Source organism: Longimicrobium sp. (genome assembly GCF_036387355.1).
Taxonomy (GTDB): domain Bacteria; phylum Gemmatimonadota; class Gemmatimonadetes; order Longimicrobiales; family Longimicrobiaceae; genus Longimicrobium.
In genome coordinates, this window is sequence record NZ_DASVTX010000123.1 from 1 (window position 1) to 18,594 (window position 18,594).

General features: G+C 67.9%; 19 protein-coding genes and 1 pseudogene. 18 read left to right on the forward strand and 2 right to left on the reverse strand.

From position 1 onward, the window contains the following. The 16 genes and pseudogenes from tuf to VF665_RS05635 all read left to right on the forward strand — a co-directional run. Positions 1-154: pseudogene (gene tuf, locus VF665_RS05560) on the forward strand (elongation factor Tu); the annotation flags it as partial. An 83-nt stretch (positions 155-237) separates the two neighbouring features. Further along, on the forward strand, positions 238-387 hold the full coding sequence (gene rpmG, locus VF665_RS05565; protein WP_170030976.1) for a 50S ribosomal protein L33: 150 nt from the start codon (positions 238-240) through the stop codon (positions 385-387). 73 nt (positions 388-460) lie between these two features. Then, positions 461-670, forward strand: a complete 210-nt coding sequence (gene secE, locus VF665_RS05570) for a preprotein translocase subunit SecE (RefSeq protein ID WP_331052427.1) — start codon at positions 461-463, stop codon at positions 668-670. Positions 671-678: 8 nt separating this feature from the next. Next, positions 679-1,233, forward strand: coding sequence for a transcription termination/antitermination protein NusG (gene nusG, locus VF665_RS05575; protein ID WP_331052428.1), 555 nt, complete (start codon positions 679-681; stop codon positions 1,231-1,233). A 23-nt stretch (positions 1,234-1,256) separates the two neighbouring features. Beyond that, positions 1,257-1,682, forward strand: coding sequence for a 50S ribosomal protein L11 (gene rplK, locus VF665_RS05580; RefSeq protein WP_170030970.1), 426 nt, complete (start codon positions 1,257-1,259; stop codon positions 1,680-1,682). A gap of 270 nt (positions 1,683-1,952) precedes the next feature. After that, the gene (gene rplA, locus VF665_RS05585; RefSeq protein ID WP_331052429.1) at positions 1,953-2,648 is read left to right on the forward strand and encodes a 50S ribosomal protein L1; all 696 of its coding nucleotides are present in this window, start codon (positions 1,953-1,955) and stop codon (positions 2,646-2,648) included. A 3-nt stretch (positions 2,649-2,651) separates the two neighbouring features. After that, the gene (gene rplJ, locus VF665_RS05590; RefSeq protein ID WP_331052430.1) at positions 2,652-3,182 is read left to right on the forward strand and encodes a 50S ribosomal protein L10; all 531 of its coding nucleotides are present in this window, start codon (positions 2,652-2,654) and stop codon (positions 3,180-3,182) included. Positions 3,183-3,290: 108 nt separating this feature from the next. Then, complete coding sequence (gene rplL / locus VF665_RS05595; protein ID WP_331052431.1) at positions 3,291-3,674, forward strand: 50S ribosomal protein L7/L12; 384 nt, start codon at positions 3,291-3,293, stop codon at positions 3,672-3,674. Between the two features lie 271 nt (positions 3,675-3,945). Then, positions 3,946-9,219 carry a DNA-directed RNA polymerase subunit beta gene (locus VF665_RS05600; RefSeq protein ID WP_349263104.1) on the forward strand — a complete coding sequence of 1,758 codons (5,274 nt, stop codon included), beginning with the start codon at positions 3,946-3,948 and terminating at the stop codon, positions 9,217-9,219. Between the two features lie 150 nt (positions 9,220-9,369). Then, on the forward strand, positions 9,370-13,605 hold the full coding sequence (gene rpoC, locus VF665_RS05605) for a DNA-directed RNA polymerase subunit beta' (protein ID WP_331052432.1): 4,236 nt from the start codon (positions 9,370-9,372) through the stop codon (positions 13,603-13,605). Between the two features lie 291 nt (positions 13,606-13,896). After that, positions 13,897-14,241, forward strand: coding sequence for a hypothetical protein (locus VF665_RS05610; RefSeq protein WP_331052433.1), 345 nt, complete (start codon positions 13,897-13,899; stop codon positions 14,239-14,241). Between the two features lie 5 nt (positions 14,242-14,246). Further along, positions 14,247-14,723: a type II toxin-antitoxin system VapC family toxin gene (locus VF665_RS05615; RefSeq protein ID WP_331052434.1), complete on the forward strand. Its 477-nt coding sequence runs from the start codon at positions 14,247-14,249 to the stop codon at positions 14,721-14,723. A gap of 67 nt (positions 14,724-14,790) precedes the next feature. Further along, complete coding sequence (locus VF665_RS05620; protein ID WP_331052435.1) at positions 14,791-15,135, forward strand: hypothetical protein; 345 nt, start codon at positions 14,791-14,793, stop codon at positions 15,133-15,135. Between the two features lie 12 nt (positions 15,136-15,147). Then, entirely contained in the window at positions 15,148-15,618 is a 471-nt protein-coding gene (locus tag VF665_RS05625; RefSeq protein ID WP_331052442.1) for a type II toxin-antitoxin system VapC family toxin, read from the forward strand. A gap of 67 nt (positions 15,619-15,685) precedes the next feature. Further along, complete coding sequence (locus VF665_RS05630; protein ID WP_331052436.1) at positions 15,686-16,009, forward strand: hypothetical protein; 324 nt, start codon at positions 15,686-15,688, stop codon at positions 16,007-16,009. Between the two features lie 5 nt (positions 16,010-16,014). Beyond that, the gene (locus VF665_RS05635) at positions 16,015-16,482 is read left to right on the forward strand and encodes a type II toxin-antitoxin system VapC family toxin (RefSeq protein ID WP_331052437.1); all 468 of its coding nucleotides are present in this window, start codon (positions 16,015-16,017) and stop codon (positions 16,480-16,482) included. Between the two features lies 1 nt (position 16,483). Here the strand turns inward: VF665_RS05635 and VF665_RS05640 are convergent, their stop codons facing one another. Then, on the reverse strand, positions 16,484-16,912 hold the full coding sequence (locus tag VF665_RS05640; protein ID WP_331052438.1) for a hypothetical protein: 429 nt from the start codon (positions 16,910-16,912) through the stop codon (positions 16,484-16,486). After that, on the reverse strand, positions 16,909-17,757 hold the full coding sequence (locus tag VF665_RS05645; protein WP_331052439.1) for a ParA family protein: 849 nt from the start codon (positions 17,755-17,757) through the stop codon (positions 16,909-16,911). The genes VF665_RS05640 and VF665_RS05645 overlap by 4 nt, the downstream gene beginning before the upstream one ends. A 208-nt stretch (positions 17,758-17,965) precedes the next feature. On the opposite strand from VF665_RS05645, the gene VF665_RS05650 reads away from it, so the two are divergent. Next, positions 17,966-18,331 (forward strand): BlaI/MecI/CopY family transcriptional regulator, encoded by a 366-nt coding sequence (locus tag VF665_RS05650; RefSeq protein WP_349263105.1) that lies wholly within the window; start codon positions 17,966-17,968, stop codon positions 18,329-18,331. Continuing rightward, positions 18,328-18,594 (forward strand): hypothetical protein (locus VF665_RS05655; protein ID WP_331052441.1); only part of this gene is annotated, 267 nt, incomplete at its 3' end. The genes VF665_RS05650 and VF665_RS05655, both read left to right, overlap by 4 nt.

The window sequence follows — 18,594 nt, forward strand, 5'->3', positions numbered from 1 at the left end:
CCCCGAGGGTGTGGAGATGGTGATGCCGGGCGACAACGTGCAGATGACGGTGGAGCTGATCACGCCCATCGCCATGGAGAAGGAACTGCGCTTCGCCATCCGCGAGGGCGGCCGCACCGTCGGCGCCGGCGTCGTCACCGAGATCCTGGACTGATTCCGGGACGGCGGACGCGGTGGGAGGGCAAAGCCGCCCTCCCGCCGCTCGTCGTCTTTTCCGCTGTTTAGGAGAACCAAGCCATGCGCGACAAGGTCATCCTCGCCTGCACCGAGTGCAAGGAGAGGAACTACAACAAGACGAAGAACAAGCGTCTGCACCCGGAGCGGGTGGAGTACAAGAAGTACTGCCCGCGGTGCAACACGCACCGTCCGCACAAGGAAACCAAGTAAGCGGCTCGCAGAGCACGGCGGCCGGCCCCCCGCGGGCCGGCCGGCACCCTTTCAGATCGCATACGGTTTCCGCATGGCTGAGACGACGCGTTCCTCGACCCGCGACTTCTTTCCCGAAGTCGTGGAGCAGGTAAAGAAGGTGACCTGGCCCGACCGGGCGCAGCTGCAGAACTCCACGGGGATCATCGTGGCGTTCATGTTCGCCATGGCGGCCGTCACCTTCGTCATCGACTTCGGCATCCGCAACCTCTTCGAGGTGCTCACGTCCCTCTTCGCCGGTTGAGCGCACCCATGGCCGACGCCAAGTGGTACGCCATCCAGAGCTACTCGGGGCACGAGAACAAGGTGCAGCGCCTCATTCAGCGCCGCATCGACGAAGAGCTGGGCGAGCCGGAAGAGAAGCAGATCCAGGAAGTGATGGTCCCCACCCGTGAAGAGGTGGAGCTGCGCAACGGCAAGCGCGTGACCGTCACCCGCAAGCTGTACCCGGGATACGTGCTGGTGAAGATGGTGTACAACCAGCGCAACTCGCACCTGATCAACGGCATTCAGGGCGTGATCAAGTTCCTGGGCACCGGTTCCGAGCCCCAGCCCCTTACCGACGAGGAGCTGGCCAAGGTGTTGGGCCAGGATGATGAAGTCCCCGCCGCCGCCGCCGAGGCGCCGGTGGTGCTCATCCCCTTCACCAGCGGTCAGGTGGTGGAGGTTACCGACGGGCCGTTCAAGGAATTCAGCGGCACCGTTCAGGGCATCGACCACGAAAAGGGCAAGGTGAAGGTCGAGGTTTCCCTCTTCGGGCGGCCCACCTCCATCGAACTGGACTACACGCAGCTCCGCGGTTTCTGAGCGGACGTTGATACGAGGCTGAGATGGCGAAGAAAGTCACCGGATTCATCAAGCTCCAGGTTCCCGCGGGCGCGGCCAACCCCGCGCCCCCCGTCGGCCCCGCGCTGGGCCAGCACGGCGTGAACATCATGGAGTTCTGCAAGCAGTTCAACGCGCGCACCCAGGGCCAGCCGGGGATGATCATCCCCGTGGAGATCACGGTGTACGCGGACCGCAGCTTCACGTTCATCACCAAGACGCCTCCGGCGGCGGTGCTGATCAAGAAGGCCGTGGGCCTGGACAAGGGAAGCGCCTCGTCCAAGAAGACCAAGGTGGGCACGATCACGCAGGAGCAGCTGCGCACGATCGCCGAAACCAAGATGCCCGACCTGAACGCGGCCGACGTCGAAGGCGCCATGCGCCAGATCGCCGGAACGGCCCGCTCGATGGGCGTGGAAGTCAAGGGATAAACAGAAGTACCAGGTGCCCAGGTTCAAGTGCCCAGTTTCTGGGCACTGGGGACTGAGCACTGGGCACTTCTTCTTCTACGACGGGTGCCGGGCTCACGCCCGGCGCGCGTCGGAGGCGGGAGAAGCGGAGCCCGGCCGGAGCCCAGAAAGCGGTCTCCCGCCCTTTCGCCCCCACGGGGGCGCGGCCGGAATTCCCGTCCATTGAACCACCGGAGCGGCAGGCGAAGGCCCGGTGGGAGGACTCCAGTTCAACTTCGCCCGAGGGGGTACATGCCAAAGCACGGGAAGAAGTTCCGCGACGCGCAGGCCCGTGTGCCCGAGGGTACCACGTTTCAGCCCACCGAGGCCGTAAGCCTCGTCAAGGAGCTGAGCTACGCCAAGTTTGACGAGACCGTCGAGGTCGCCGTCCGCTTGGGAGTGGACCCCAGGCACGCGGACCAGATCGTTCGCGGAGCCGTCGTCCTTCCCCATGGTACGGGGAAGACCGCCCGCGTGCTCGTGATCGCTCAGGGCGACCGCGCGCGTGAAGCGGAGGAAGCCGGCGCCGATTTCGTGGGCGCCGAGTACGTTCAGCGGATCAAGGACGGGTGGCTGGACTTTGACGTCTGCGTCGCCACGCCCGACATGATGGGCCAGGTGGGCCAGCTCGGCCGCATCCTGGGCCCCCGCGGCCTGATGCCGACCCCCAAGGCGGGGACGGTCACCATGGACGTGAGCCGGGCCGTTCGCGAGATCAAGGCCGGCAAGATCGAGTTCCGCGTGGACCGCACGGGCAACGTGCACGTGCCCATCGGCAAGGTCAGCTTCGAGCCCACCAAGCTCGAGGAGAACCTGAACGCCTTCATGGACACGGTGATCCGGGCCAAGCCGGCCGCGGCCAAGGGAACCTACGTGCGGGGCGTCACCGTCTCCAGCACCATGGGCCCCGGCGTCACGGTCGATGCCAACCTTTACCGGCGGGGCTGAGCGATGAAGAAAGACGAGAAGAACGTCGTCGTCGCCGAGCTCCAGCAGCGGCTGGACGGCGCCAGCGGGTTCTACCTGACGGACTTCACCGGGCTGAGCGTGAAGCAGATCACGCAGTTCCGGGCCCGCCTCCGCAAGGAAGGCGTGGAGTACGTCGTCGTAAAGAACACGCTGGCCAAGCGGGCGATCGAGGGGCTTGAAATTCCCGACGTCGCCGGGTTCTTCAACGGACCCACCGGGGTGGTGATCGGCCGCGCCGACGCCGCCGCCGCCGCCAAGGTCATTACCGACTTCGCCAAGGAGTTCGGCGACCGTCCCGCCATCAAGGTGGGCGTGGTGGGCTCGCAGGCGTTCGACGCCGCGCAGGTCCGCCAGCTGGCCAACCTGCCGCCGCGCGAAGTGCTGCTGGCCCAGATCGCCGGGGGGCTGCAGCAGCCCATGGCGCGCCTGGCCGGGGGCATGAACCAGCTGATCGCCGGGTTCGCCCGCGCGGTCGACCAGCTCCGGCAGCAGAAGGAAGGGGCTTCGGCCTGACCGCCGCGGCAGGCCTCCGGGCCCGCCGCAGCGTGAGTACACGACCGGCCCCGCGCCGGAACCCGATTCTGATTCTTGTAGAACCGCTAGATACCAAGGAGCCCTGAGATGGCGACGCTTACCCGTGACGAGCTGCTCGACGCGATCGGCAACATGACCGTGATCGAACTGTCGGAGTTCGTGAAGGCTTTTGAAGAGAAGTTCGGCGTGACCGCGGCGGCCCCCGTGGCCGTGGCCGCCGGCCCCGCCGCCGGCGGCGCCGCCCCGGCCGTGGAAGAAAAGACCGAGTTCGACGTCGTGCTGACGGCGGCCGGCGAGAAGAAGATCCAGGTCATCAAGGTCGTGCGCGAGCTGACCGGCCTGGGCCTGAAGGAAGCCAAGGACCTGGTGGACGGCGCTCCCAAGACCGTGAAGGAAGCCGCCTCCAAGGACGAGGCCGAGGCCATGCGCGCCAAGCTGACCGAGCAGGGCGCCACCGTCGAGCTGAAGTAGTCGGCCGGGGGTCCGGCATGCGGGCATCCCCCGCATGCCGGTCCGCGGACACCGGGCGGCGCTGCCGCCCGGGTCCTCTCCCGGTCCCTTCAGCCCGGCTGGCCATGACGCGCAGGACCACAGATTCTTTTCCGACGGACGGTACGCCGCCCCGCCGAATCCATTCGGTCGGGGTCGTTTGCGCTTTTCCGAATCCACGCACGCTGAGAGGGAGACCCACTTGGCAACGCTGAACAAACCGATCGTCACTTTCGCCAAGCTGACGTCTGGGATGGAGCATCCCAACCTTCTGGACGTGCAGCTCAGGGCGTTCGACACGCTCCTGCAGACCGACGCCGCCGCGCGCGAGCGCGAGGACGTGGGGCTGGAGCGCGTCTTCAACGAGATCTTCCCCATCTCCGACGTCAACGGGAACTTTTCCCTGGAGTTCGTTCGGTACTCGCTGGGCGAGCCGAAGTACGACATGGAAGAGTGCATGGAGCGCGACATGACGTACGCGGCTCCGCTCAAGGCGACCCTGCGCCTGGTGGTGTGGGAGGACGTGGGCGACGAGCGCCGTCCCAAGGACATCATCGAAAAGGAGGTCTACCTCGGTGACCTCCCCGTGCTCACCCCGCTGGGCACCTTCATCATCAACGGCGCGGAGCGCGTCATCGTCAGCCAGCTGCACCGGTCGCCGGGCGTGGTGTTCGAAGAGAACACCCACCCCAACGGCAGCAAGCTGTTCAGCGCCCGCATCATTCCGTTCCGCGGCTCGTGGGTCGAGTTCACGCTCGACATTCACGACGTGGTCGCGGTGCACATCGACAAGAAGAAGAAGTTCCCGGCCACCGCGCTGCTGCGCGCCCTGGGCTTCTCGCGCGACGCCGACATCCTGGGCGTCTTCATGCAGCGCGAGTCGGTGCAGCTGGGCACGCTGGACCTGGGCGGCACCGAAAAGGGCCGCCGCGGCGAGGTGTTTCACGGCTTCCTGGCCGAGGACGTTCCCGATCCCACGGTGCTGGGCCCCGAGGGCCCCGTGCTGTACCGCGACATCGTGCTCCCCGCCACCGGCGAGGTGTTCGAGCGCGGCCGCCGCCTTACGCGCGAGCTGTACAACACGCTGCGCGAGGCGGGCTTCACCACGCTGCCGGTGATCGGCTCGGCGCTGGTGGCCCGCGCCGGCGACGAGGTGAACGGCGACGTGCTCGGGAAGATGCTGCGGGCCGGCGTGGAGTCGGCGCAGCTGTTCCGGGCCCGCGGGCAGAGCGGCAGCGCCATGCGCGCCACCCTGGCCAAGGACCCCACCCGCGGCACGCTGGACTCGCTCTTCGCCATCCACAACCTGGTGCGCCCGGGCACGGCCCCCGCGCCCGACGTGTGGACGGAGGAAGAGTACCTGGCCGAGGGCGACGCCATTCTGCACATCTCCGACTTCCTGGCCCAGTGGGCCGAGCGGGGCGCGCAGGCGGTGGACCCCATGAGCCGCGAGGCGCAGCGCTCCGTGGAAGAGCGCATGCTGCGCTTTGCCCAGGAGCGGGGCATTCGCTACGTGTGGGAAAGCTTCCGCGAAGACCGCACGGAAAAGACGGCCAAGCCCAGCCGCGTGCTGGTGTACGAGCTGAACCGCGTCGTTCAGGTGTACGTGGCCGTGTGGCGCCTGCTGTTCCAGCCGCGCACCTCGCTGGTGGTGACCGGCGACCTGAACCCGGCGGCAGGCAGCGCCGCCGCGGCCAGCGCCGACTACTCGGAATACACCGAGGAGTCGCTGAACAAGCGGTACGACCTGGGGCGCGTGGGGCGCTACAAGATCAACCAGCGCCTGGCCCCGGCCTTTGACGCGCTGCACTACACGGTGCCGCCCGCCGGCATGACGGCGCTCACGGCGCAGGACGTCATGGCCATCCTGTGGCAGCTCATCGAGCTGCACGAGGGGCGCGGCGACACCGACGACATCGACCACCTGGGCAACCGCCGGGTGCGTTCGGTGGGCGAGCTGATCGCCAACCAGTTCAGCGTGGGCCTGAGCCGCATGGCGCGGCTGGTGCGCGAGCGCATGTCGATCGTGTCGGACCCCGACAAGATCAACATCGACGACCTGGTGAACGCGCGCACGGTGTCGGCGGTGATCCAGCAGTTCTTCGGATCGTCGCAGCTGAGCCAGTTCATGGACCAGACCAACCCCCTGGCCGAGATGACGCACAAGCGGCGTCTCTCCGCGCTGGGGCCGGGCGGCCTGACCCGCGAGCGCGCCGGCTTTGAAGTGCGGGACGTGCACTACTCGCACTACGGGCGCATGTGCCCGATCGAAACGCCGGAAGGCCCCAACATCGGCCTGATCAACTCGCTCACGACGTACGCCCGGATCAACGACCTGGGCTTCATCGAGACGCCGTACCGCAAGGTGGTGCGGGCCCTGATCCGCTACCCGGACACGGCCAAGGTCGAGGAGGCCGTGCGCCTGGTGCTGGGCGACCGCGCCAAGGTGTTCGTCAAGAAGGGCGAAACCATCGACGCCGCCCGCGGCCGCGAGGTGTTCCGCTCCATGATCGTGGGCGCCGAGCTGGCCGAGGACGTGGCCGACTGGAGCACGCTCTTTCCCCGCATGCTGGCGGGCGAGCTGGACCAGAAGGCGTGGGAAGAGGCGGTGACGCAGCTCCCCGTGCTGGCCAAGCGCGGCGAGCGCATTACCGACGACCTGGCCGACCGCATCACCGCTCAGCCGGTGAACCTGGTGCGCGTGGTGTCGCGCCGCGCCGGCGCCGCGGCGCGCGGCGTGGCCCCCGAGGCCATCCGCAACCCCATGTCGCTCCCCGTGCGGGCCTACCAGCCCACCTCGGCGGCGGTGCTGGCGGTGCCCGGAACGGTGCTGACCCCCGAGGTGGCCGAGGCGCTGTTCACGCGCCAGAGCGAGGGGCTGGAGGTGCAGGAGTGGGGCGACACGCCCGACGCGGTGCCGGTGGACTACATCAGCGGCGTGCCGGCCCTCCCCGCCGAGGGCGAAGTGGGCCGCGTGCTGCTGGGCGCCAGCGGCAAGGTGACGCACGTGACCCCCGTAGTTACGCGCATCAACGCCTGGCTTTCGGCCAACGAAGAAGAAAGCGCCCGGATCGCGCAGGCCAACGCGCCGCTCACCGGGCAGTTCACCTTCGAGAACGAGTTCGTGCTGTGCCGCGAGCAGGGCGACTTTCCCCTGCTGCGCCCGGAAGAGATCGACTACATGGACGTGGCCCCCGACCAGCTGGTGTCGGTGGCGGCGGCGCTGATCCCCTTCCTGGAGCACGACGACGCCAACCGGGCCCTGATGGGCTCCAACATGCAGCGCCAGGCGGTGCCCCTTCTGTTCCCCGACGCCCCGCTGGTGGGCACCGGGCTGGAAGAGGTCATCGCCCGCGACTCGGGCGCCGTGGTGGTGGCCCGTCGCGGCGGCGTGGTGCAGGAGGTCACGGCCGACCACATCCTGATCGACGCGGGAATGGAGGGGGTGGGGCAGAGCGACGAGCCGCTGCGCCGCCTGGCCCAGTTTGACCGCTACCGCATGAAGAAGTACTGGCGCACCAACCAGGACACGGCGCTCAACCAGCGCCCCCTGGTGCGCCGCGGCCAGATCGTGGCCAAGGGCGACGTGCTGGCCGACGGCCCGTCCACGGACGGCGGCGAGCTGGCGCTGGGGCGCAACCTGCTGGTGGCGTTCATGCCCTGGTACGGCCACAACTTCGAGGACGCCATCGTCCTTTCGGAGCGGCTGGTGAAGGACGACGTGTACACCTCCATCCACATCCAGGAGCTGGAGCTCCAGGTGCGCGACACCAAGCGCGGCATGGAAGAGATCACGCGTGAAATCCCCAACGTGGCCGAAGAGTCGCTGGTGGACCTGGACGAGCGCGGCGTGGTGCGCATCGGCGCCCGGGTCAAGGCCGGCGACATCCTGGTCGGCAAGATCACGCCCAAGGGCGAGACCGAGCTGAGCCCCGAAGAAAAGCTGCTGACGGCCATCTTCGGCGAAAAGGCCAAGGACGTAAAGGACAGCTCGCTCAAGGTGCCGCCCGGCGTGGAAGGCACCGTGATCGACGTCAAGATCTTCAGCCGCCGCATCGACGACCCCATCCTGGAAAAGGAGCGGGGGCAGAAGATCGGCGAGCTGCGGGCGTACGAGCGCTCGGAGATCCACCGCATCGGCGACGCGCGCGACGAGGAGATCCGCGAGCTGATCCGCGGCCGCGAGGTGGCGCTCTTCCTCAAGAAGGGAACGGTGGAGCCGTTCTTCAACGAGGGGACGCAGCTCACGGACGAGGTGGTGGGCGGGCTGGACTTCAACGACGTGGACCTCACCACCCTCAAGGTCACCGACCGCGGGGTGAACGAGCAGCTGCGCCGGGTGATCGACGAGAGCAAGCGCCGCATCGAGCGCGTGCGCCAGCGCACCGAAAACCAGATCGACAAGATCTTCCAGCCGGACGAGCTGCCCCCGGGCGTCGTGCAGCTGGTGAAGGTGTACCTGGCCGAGAAGCGCAAGATCTCGGTGGGCGACAAGATGGCCGGCCGCCACGGCAACAAGGGCATCATTGCCCGCATCGTGCCGGAGGAGGACATGCCGTTCCTTCCGGACGGCACGCCGGTGGACGTGTGCCTGAACCCGCTGGGCGTGCCCAGCCGCATGAACGTGGGGCAGATCCTGGAGACGCACCTGGGATGGGCGTCGCGGGTGCTCGGGTTCGAAAGCAAGACGCCGGTGTTCCAGGGCGCGTCGGAGGACGAGATCGGCACGCTGATCCGCCTGGCGGGCGTGACCTGGGCGCGGCAGGCGCTGGGCGTGCAGTCGGTGGTGCCGCCCACGTTCGACGTGGACGACGCCTCGGTGGTGACGCAGACGGTGCAGCACCACGAGGCGCGCGCCGCGGTGGAAGCCCGCCCCGAGATGGGCATCGGCCGCCACTTTGACTGGATGCTGAACGGGGCCAACACCCCCGCGCACCTGAACGACAAGCTGCTCGCCCTGCGCGAGTACCTGGTCGCATCGGCGCGCGAGCTCGCCGAGCGGCGTGAAAAGCCGCTGGAAGAGGCCTTCCCCCTGGCGGCGGCGCTGGCCGCGGGCACGGGCGGCGAGGGGATGACGGCGGCGCTGGAGGAGCACATGCGCGCGGCGGGGCTTACCCCGGGCGGCAAGGTGGCCCTTCGCGACGGGCGCAGCGGAGCGCAGTTCGAGTCGCCGGTCACGGTGGGCACGATCTACATGCTCAAGCTGAGCCACCTGGTGGACGACAAGATCCACGCGCGCAGCATCGGGCCGTACTCGCTGGTGACGCAGCAGCCGCTGGCCGGCAAGGCGCAGTTCGGCGGCCAGCGCTTCGGCGAAATGGAAGTGTGGGCGCTGGAGGCGTACGGCGCCGCGCACACGCTGCAGGAGATCCTGACCGTCAAGTCCGACGACGTGAACGGGCGCAGCCGGGTGTACGAGGCCATCGTCAAGGGCGAGAACCTGCCCGAGCCCGGCCTGCCGGAGTCGTTCAACGTGCTGGTGAAGGAGCTTCAGGCGCTGGGCATCAGCGTCACGCTCGGAAGCTAGAAGACAGTCCCAAGTGCCAGGTGCCCAGTGCCCGGGAAGTGATTCCTGGGCACTGGGCACGGGGAACTGGGCACTTTTCCGGCTTTTGAAAACGCCCATACGCCTCCCGGGAGAAATGCCCGGGGACACCACGATAGATAGGGGATCCCGATGATCGACTTCCCCCGCGCCCGCGAGACACGCTCGCAGGACTTCAACTACATCCAGGTGAAGATCGCCTCTCCGGAGGAGATCCGCGGCTGGAGCTTCGGCGAGGTCACCAAGCCGGAGACCATCAACTACCGCTCCTTCAAGCCGGAGCGCGACGGCCTGTTCTGCGAGCGCATCTTCGGGCCCGTCAAGGACTGGGAGTGCCACTGCGGAAAGTTCAAGCGGATCCGCTACCGCGGGCACGTCTGCGACAAGTGCGGCGTCGAAGTGACGCTCAGCAAGGTGCGGCGCGAGCGCATGGGCCACATCGAGCTGGCCGTGCCCGTCGCCCACATCTGGATGTTCAAGACGCTTCCCTCGCAGATGGGCTACCTGCTGGGAATGACGCTGCGCGACCTGGAAAAGGTGATCTACTACGCCGCCTACGCCGTCACGGCGATCGGCAACCAGGACGTGAAGCACAGCCAGGTGCTGGACGAGGACGAGTACCTGGCGCTGCGTGAGAAGGCCCGCGAAGAGGGCGACGAGGCGTTCGCGGCCGACATCGGCGCGCCCGCCATCCGCAATCTGCTGGGGCAGCTGGACGTGGACTCGCTGGCCGAGACGCTGCGCACGCAGGTGGCCAACGAGACCAGCCAGCACCGCAAGAAAATGGTGCTCAAGCGGCTCAAGGTCATCGACGCCATCCGCGGCTCCGGCGCCACCCCGTCGGAGCGCAACAAGCCGCAGTGGATGATCCTGGACGTGGTCCCGGTCATTCCGCCGGACCTGCGCCCGCTGGTGCCGCTGGACGGCGGCCGCTTCGCCACGTCGGACCTGAACGACCTGTACCGCCGCGTCATCAACCGCAACAACCGGTTGAAGAAGCTGATGGAGATGCGCGCCCCGGAAGTGATTCTCCGGAACGAAAAGCGCATGCTCCAGGAGGCCGTGGACGCGCTGTTCGACAACGGCCGCCGCAGCAAGGCCATCCGCGGCCGCGGCAAGCGCCCGCTCAAGTCGCTGAGCGACATGCTCAAGGGCAAGCAGGGCCGCTTCCGGCAGAACCTGCTGGGCAAGCGCGTGGACTACTCGGGCCGTTCGGTCATCGTGGTGGGCCCCGAGCTCAAGCTGCACCAGTGCGGCCTGCCCAAGGCCATGGCGGTGGAGCTCTTCAAGCCGTTCATCATCCACGAGCTTGAAAAGCGCGGCGAGGCCGAGACGGTAAAGCGCGCCAAGAAGATCGTGGAGCGCGACGACCCGCGCGTGTACGAGGTGCTCGAGGACATCATCCGCGACCACCCCGTGCTGCTGAACCGCGCCCCCACGCTGCACCGCCTGGGCATTCAGGCGTTCGAGCCGGTGCTGGTGGAGGGCAAGGCCATCCGCATTCACCCGCTCGTCTGCGCGGCGTTCAACGCCGACTTTGACGGCGACCAGATGGCCGTGCACGTCCCGCTGAGCTTCGAGGCCCAGCTGGAGGCGCGCGTGCTGATGCTGTCCAGCAACAACATCCTGCTGCCCAGCAACGGCCGCCCGGTGGCGGCGCCGTCGCAGGACATCGTCATCGGCTGCTACTGGCTGACCAAGGACAAGCAGGACTTCCGCGACGAGGTGGCCGCCGACGCCGCCGAGATGGCCAAGGGCCCGGCGGAGCGCGACCAGAGCCGCGTGCTGCCGCGCTTCGGCTCGGTGGCCGAGGTCGAGATGGCGCTGGAGCACCGCCGCGTGGGGTACCACTCGGCCGTGTTCTTCTTCACCGACCCGCGTCCGGAGGCCGACAAGGAGCCGGGCGAGCTGGACAAGAAGGTGTGGGTGGCCACCACGCCGGGGCGCATCATCTTCAACTCCGTGGTTCCGCCCGCGATGGGCTACTGGAACCGCACCATGGGGAAGAAGGAGCTGGGCGACATCATCTTCAGCAGCTACCGCACGGTGGGGCTGGGGACCACGGTGGTGTTCCTGGACTCGCTCAAGAGCTTCGGGTTCCGCTACAGCACCCGGGCCGGCGTGTCGGTGGGGATCGAGGACATGAAAATCCCCGGCGAAAAGGACGAGATCCTGCGCGAGGCCGATGAGGACGTGGCGCGCTTTACCCGCGCGTACAACAACGGCGTCATCAGCAACGGCGAGCGGTACAACAAGGTCATCGACACCTGGACGCACGCCAACAACGACGTGGCCGACGCCATGGTGAACCGCCTGGGCGCGGACCGCGGCGGCTTCAACCCGGTGTTCATGATGATGAACTCCGGCGCCCGCGGCAGCCGCGACCAGATGCGGCAGCTGGCCGGCATGCGCGGCCTGATGGCCAAGCCGCAGAAGAAGCTCACGGGCGGCATCGGCGAAATCATCGAATCGCCGATCAAGTCCAACTTCCGTGAGGGGCTCACGGTGCTGGAGTACTTCATCAGCACCCACGGCGCCCGCAAGGGCCTCGCGGACACGGCGCTCAAGACGGCCGACGCCGGCTACCTTACGCGCCGCCTGGTGGACGTTGCCCAGGACGTCACCATCAGCGAGGACGACTGCGGCACCGTGCTGGGGCTGGAGATCGCCGCGCTCAAGGAGGGCGAGGACGTGGTGGAGCCGCTCAAGGACCGCATCGTGGGTTCGGTGGCTTCGGACGACGTGTACGACCCCATGGACGGCGACCTGCTGGTGGCGGCCGGCGAGCTGATCGACGAGGAAACGGCGGACGAGATCGAGGACGCCGGGATCCAGTCGGTCAAGATCCGCAGCGTGCTTACCTGCGAAAGCCGCCGCGGGCTGTGCGTGAAGTGCTACGGCCGCAACCTGGCCACCATGGGCATCGTGGACCCGGGCGAGGCGGTGGGCATTCTGGCCGCGCAGTCCATCGGCGAGCCGGGCACGCAGCTGACGCTGCGCACCTTCCACATCGGCGGCACGGCGGCGCGCATCGCGGCCACGACGGGGCGCAAGAGCAAGGTGGAGGGCGTGGCCCAGTTCGAGCGCATCGTCACGGTGACCACGCCGGAAGGCGCGCGCATCGTCACCAGCCGCGAAGGCGAAATCATCATGCGGACGCCCGAGGGCGCGGTCCGCAGCCGGCTGGCGGTGCCGTACGGCGCCACCATCTCGGTGGAGGACGGCCAGAAGGTGGCCGTGGGCGACACGCTGTTCGCGTGGGACCCGTACTCCGAACCCATCGTGGCGGACTTCGGCGGCACCCTGCGCTTCATCGACGTCGTCGAGGACGAATCGGTGCGCGAGGAGCTGGACGAGTCCACCGGCCGCCGGCAGATGGTGATCATCGAGGACCGCAGCAAGAAGCTGCACCCCATGATCGAGATCATCGACCCGAACGGCGTAAAGGTGCGCGAGTTCATCGTGCCCGTGGGCGCGCAGCTCACGGTGCGCGACGGTGAGCAGATCCAGCCGGGCGGCGCGCTCGCCAAGCTGGCCCGCGAAGCCTACAAGACCCGCGACATCACGGGCGGCCTGCCCCGCATCGCCGAACTGTTCGAGGCGCGCAAGCCCAAGGACCCGGCGGTGATCACCGAGGTGGACGGCACCGTGCGCTTCGGCGACATCAAGCGCGGCAAGCGCGAGGTGATCGTGATCCCGGAGACGGGGAACGAGCGGGTGTACGAGGTCCCGGTGGGCAAGCACCTGCGCGTGCACGAGGGCGACTCGGTGCGCGCCGGCGACCGCCTGAGCGAGGGCCCCGTGAACCCGCACGACATTCTGCGGATCAAGGGTCCCCAGGCCGTGCAGGAGTACCTGCTGAACGAGGTTCAGGAGGTGTACCGTCTGCAGGGCGTGAAGATCAACGACAAGCACATCGGCGTGATCGTGCGCCAGATGCTGCAGAAGGTGCGCGTCCTGGAGCCCGGCAGCACCGAGTTCCTGGAGGGCGAGACGGTGGACCGGACGGAGTTCCAGGACACCAACAACAAGGAGATGCAGAACGGGGGCTCGCCGGCCACGTCGGAGCCGCTTCTGCTCGGCATCACCAAGGCCTCGCTCACGACGCAGTCGTTCATCTCGGCGGCCTCGTTCCAGGAGACCACGCGGGTTCTGACCGACGCCGCCATCCGCGGCGCGCGCGACGACCTGCAGGGGCTCAAGGAAAACATCATCATCGGCCACCTGATCCCGGCCGGCACCGGCATCTACCGGTACGAGGACGTGGCGTTCGGGCCCGAGGGGGGTGACACCCCCGCGGCCGCCCCGCCCGCCGCGCCCGCTCCGGCGGTCGCGGCCGCCAGCGAAACGGCGGTCATCGAGGCCTGAGCCTCGGGACGGTGATGTGAGGGTAGGATGAGGAGCGGCCCCGGACAGCAATGTCCGGGGCCGCTTTTCATTGTCGGCCGGAGCGGTTCCTGTCGTTCTGGGACAGGATCTGCATCAACCCGGCCCGATGACCGGTGGGGATCTGCCCGATCCCCGCTCGTTTCGGGTCCGTGGTGCGCACGTGTGTCGCACCGCGGACCCGAATTGTGCGCTCCGATTGGTGTCTGGACTGTCCACTGTGTTTCGCTTACATTGGGTCCGAACGTGTGATCCCCAACCGGAGCACGAGACATGGCGAGCAGGATCGACGAAGCGCCCATCACTGAGCCACTCTGGGGTCGGGAAGCCTGGCCCAAGCCGGAATACACCGTCAACCGGAGCCGCCGGCACCGCATCCTGAGCCGCGTCCTCGGGCTGCCAACCGAGGAAGAGGTCGAGGCGCGGATGCTCGCGGAGCGCGAGGCGGAACGGAACCTCCCGGAAACCGTTCCACCGGATGATCCGTGGCGGATGGAGATGGAGGCGCGAATGCGCGCTGTGGGTATCCGGCCCGCCGTCATTTGGAACTGGCCTGAGCGGGAGCCGATCCGCATTCCGGACTGGCGCGACTGGCTTCGAACGCGCTTGGGCGGATGAGTATCGTGTTTCTCGATTCGAGTGCACTCGCGAAAGCGTATCTCGATGAAGAGGGATCGAGCAGCATGCGTGGCGTGCTGGAGGGCAGGCGCCACATGCTGTTCGTCAGTGACTTCGTCGTGCTGGAGGTGCTGACAAGCATCCGGAATTCGCTCCGGTCCGCTGCAACGGTAGACTTCACGCACGCGGTGGACCGGTTCGAGGCCGACCATCTCCGGCTCAGCAAAGTGGACGTGGCTCCTGAGATCCAGAAGGCGGCGATTGAAATGACTACCCCGTTCCGGAGCGCCCGCGCCCGCAGCATGGATGTGCTTCACGTCGCGACGGCGCTGTGGCTGCAGCGCAACGTCTGCCTCCCGGGGCAGGTGATGACGATCGTGACTTCCGATCATGATCTCTCGGCACTCGCGCGGGACTGCGGGCTGCGCACGTTTGACCCCAGCCGCGAGCCGCTGGCCGCGCTCCCCCGCGTGCGGCGCTGATGCAGCGAACGTGGTCCTTTCGGCGCACGCATCCGGCCCGACCGTGATCCTCCAACCGGAGCACAGGATGGCGAGCAGGACTGAAGAACCGCCCATCACCGAGCCGCTCTGGGACCGGGACTCCTGGCCCAAGCTGGACTACGTCGTGAACACCAGCCGCCGCCACCGCATCCTGAGCCGCATCCTCGGTCTGCCGACGGAGGAAGAGGTCGAGGCCCAGATGCTCGCGGAGGCCGAGGCGGAACGGAATCTTCCGGAGACTGTTCCGCCGGATGATCCGTGGCGGATGGAGATAGAGGCGTGGGTGCGCTCGATCGGGGGCCGGCCAGCAACGGTCTGGAACTGGCCCGAACGAACACCCATCCGTCTGCCGGACTGGCGAGACCGGCTCCGGAGGTGGTTAGGCGGATGAGCATCGTTTTTCCTGGATGCGAGCGCACTCGCCAAGGCGTACCTGGACGAAGATGGCACTCAAAGCATGCGCGGCGTACTTGCCGCCCAACGCCAAGTGCTGTTCATCAGCGACTTTGTCGTCCTTGAAGTCTGCACGACCATCCGGAACCGCTTGCGCACGGCGGAGAAGCGGACGTTCACCGCCGCGCTGGAAGGATTCCAGGCCGATCGCGCGCGGCTGAATCTGGTGGATGTTTCCCCGGCGGTCCGGAGCGAGGCCATGCTGATGACTACCACGCATCGTTCCGCCCGGGCGCGCAGCATGGATGTGCTGCATGTAGCAACTGCGCTGCAGCTTCGCCGTGACGCTGCGCGCCTGGGCATGGAGGTTACGATCGTGACTTCCGACCGCAATCTCGCAGACCTGGCCCGTGACTGCGGGCTGCGGACGTTCGACCCCAGCCGCGAGCCGCTGGCGGTGCTGCCGCGCGCGCCGCGCTGATTCAGCGAAGGTGGCCGGCTCGGGCAGGCATTGGCCGCACACGTCACCCATCGACCCGTAGCGAGAGATGGCGAGCAGGATTGAAGAACTCGCACCGCCCCGCATCAGCGCCGGCCACGGGCCGTCGGCGGACAGCTGGAGACATCGCGTTCTGAGCCGGCTGCTCGGCCTGCAGACGGACCGCGAAGTGGAGATGGAACTGGAGGAACAGCTCGCGGCGGAGGCCGACCTTCCAGAGCGGGTGGACCGCAACGATCCCCAGCGGCTCGCGCTGGAGGCGCGGCTGCGCTCACTCGGGCATCGGCCCGCGGCCGTATGGAATTTTCCGGTGCGCCAGCCGATCCGAAAGCCGGATTGGCGGGACCGGCTCCGGGCCTGGCTTGGTGGATAATGAACGTGTTTCTGGACGCGAGCGCGCTTGCGAAAGCGTATCTCGCAGAGGACGGGTCCAGCAACGTTCGGGGTGTGATCGCTCGTGCGGACGGCGATCTGTACCTCAGTGACTTCGTTGCTCTCGAAGTGCTTACCAGCCTTCGTGCCGCGTTCCGCGGGTTGGGCGCCAGGGTGCACGATTCCGCGGTGCGGTCCTTCTACGCGGATTTTCCGCTCCGCTTCACGGTGATGGATGTGGATGCCGGAATCCGGAAGGAGGCGATGGTACTTACGACCCGCAGCCGCTCTGCGCGGGCGCGCAGCATGGATGTCCTGCATATCGCGACCGCCATGCAGCTTCAGCGGGAGCAGGGTCCCGTAACCATGGTGACATCCGACCGCGATCTCGCTGACCTGGCCCGCGAGTGCGGGCTGCGGACCTTCGATCCCAGCCGCGAGCCGCTGGCGGCGCTGCCTCGCGTGCCGCGCTGACTCAGCGGAAAGCGTCGCCCTTGTGCAGGCGGTCGCTTACCGTCGTGGCGATCAGGTCTACCAGGCGCTCTGGCTTCTTCCACTTCATTGCCAGCTTGCTGGGATCCATCCCATGCTCGGCGACGATGTCCTTCAACTCCTCCAGGCTCAGCGCCGCGAGCCGGGCACGCAGCACGCCCTGGCCCTCCTGATCCACCGCGAACGGATCCAGCACGCCGGCCGCGCGGCGCCCCGCACGCTTCTTCGGCGCCGCGGCGGGCCGCGGTGCGGCGGACGCGGCGGCGGGGGGCGGGACCGGTGCAGCGCTCGCGAGAGGCGCGCTTATGGACACCAGAGCCTGCTGCAGCCGGGCGGCGAAGGCGGGGTTGTGCTCCGCTTCGGTCACGATGGCGTCGAACAGACGGCGCAGGCTGGCGGTCAGGTCGCTCATGCGGTGTACTCCACGCGCTGAAGGATCTCCGAAGCGAGGTCGCGGTAGGCGTCATACGTGCGCGTGCCCCACTTCTGCCGGAGCGTGTTGACGGGGCGGAACTCCGCGGCGCCCGCAACCTCGTTGCTCTCGGGGACGATCGTCCGGAAGATCGGGGCGGGGGACGCCGCCGCCAGCGCGTGCAGTTGGGAATTGTGCACGGTGGATTGCGCGCGGTACTTGTTCACCACGATCCCCAGCGGCTCGATGCGAGCCCCGAACGCGTCGCCGAACATCCGCACGCGCTTCATGATCTGCGGAATTCCGTAGGTGGACAGCACGTCGGGGATGGTGGGCATCACGTATCCGCGCGACATCCGCAGCCCGTTGAAGGTCACGATGCCCAGGCTGGGCGGGCAGTCCACGAGCACCCAGTCAAATTCGTCCAGCACGGGCCGCAGCACGTGGCGCAGGATCTCGACGGGGTTGGCCGCGTAGAACTCGCCCCGTGGCATCATGGCGAGCTGCTCCTGGATCTCGATCAATTCCAGGCTGCTGGGGAGCAGGGCCAGCCCGCCCACCTCGCGCACGCCGCCCACGCCCGGAAGGATCGCGCGGCGAAGATCGAATCGCTGCTCCCCGCGCAGCGCGTCGCGGAACAGGTGCGACACGGTGAGCCCCGCCGCGTTCTGCGCCGCCCACGCCTTCTCGCCCATCAGCATCACCGTGGCGTTGGTCTGCGGATCCAGGTCCACCACCAGCACCCGCCGCCCGAACGGCCCTGCCAGCATCTGCGCCACGGCGACCGTGGTGGTGGTCTTGCCCACGCCGCCCTTGAGGTTGATTACGGAGATCACCGCCGCCATGCCGTCTCCTCGATGGTGAGTGCCCGCCGAGGCGCGCGGCGGGAGCGAATGCCGTGCCGGAGTGGCGCCTTCCGCACGCTCTCCCACGGGCGCCATCGACTCTCTTGACATGCGCCGACCAAGTGCTGATTATTCAGCAGTTGATTCGAACGCATGTTCTGTCCTCCTCTCTCCCTCCGCTGGCAAGGTTGTTCTGAACCGATCCGAACTGAGCCGCCGCGAGCGCCAGATCATGGACATCGTGTTCCGCCGCGGAAAGGCGACCGCCGCGGAGGTGATGGACGAGCTTCCCGATCCGCCCACGTATTCCGCGGTGCGCGCGGCACTGCGTCTGCTGGAAGAGAAGGGGCTGCTGGCGCACGAGATGGACGGCAAGCGCTTCGTCTACCTCCCCACCACGCCGCAGGGGCAGGCCCGCAGCAGCGCGCTCAAGCACCTGGTGCGCACCTTTTTCAACGGCAGCCCCGAGCAGGTGGTGAACGCGTTGATCGAAGACGCGCGCCCCTCTGCCGCGGAGCTGGACCGGCTGGCCAAGCTGATCGACGACGCACGCCGGAACGAGGAGGCCAAGTGAGCGCGCTGCCGAACGCCGCGTTGTTCGCCGCCGTAGCCGACGCGGCGATCCGCGGCACCGTCATTCTGCTGGCGGCGCTCGGCGCCACCACGCTCATGCGCCGCTCCTCCGCATCCGCGCGGCACCTGGTCTGGCTCGCGGCGCTGTCGGCGGTGCTCCTGCTTCCCATCGCCCGCTCGTTCGTCCCCGAGTGGCGCGTGCTGCCGCTCCCGGTCGCGGCCTCCGCGCCCGCCGCCGAGCCGAATCCCGTGCTGGCACAGCCC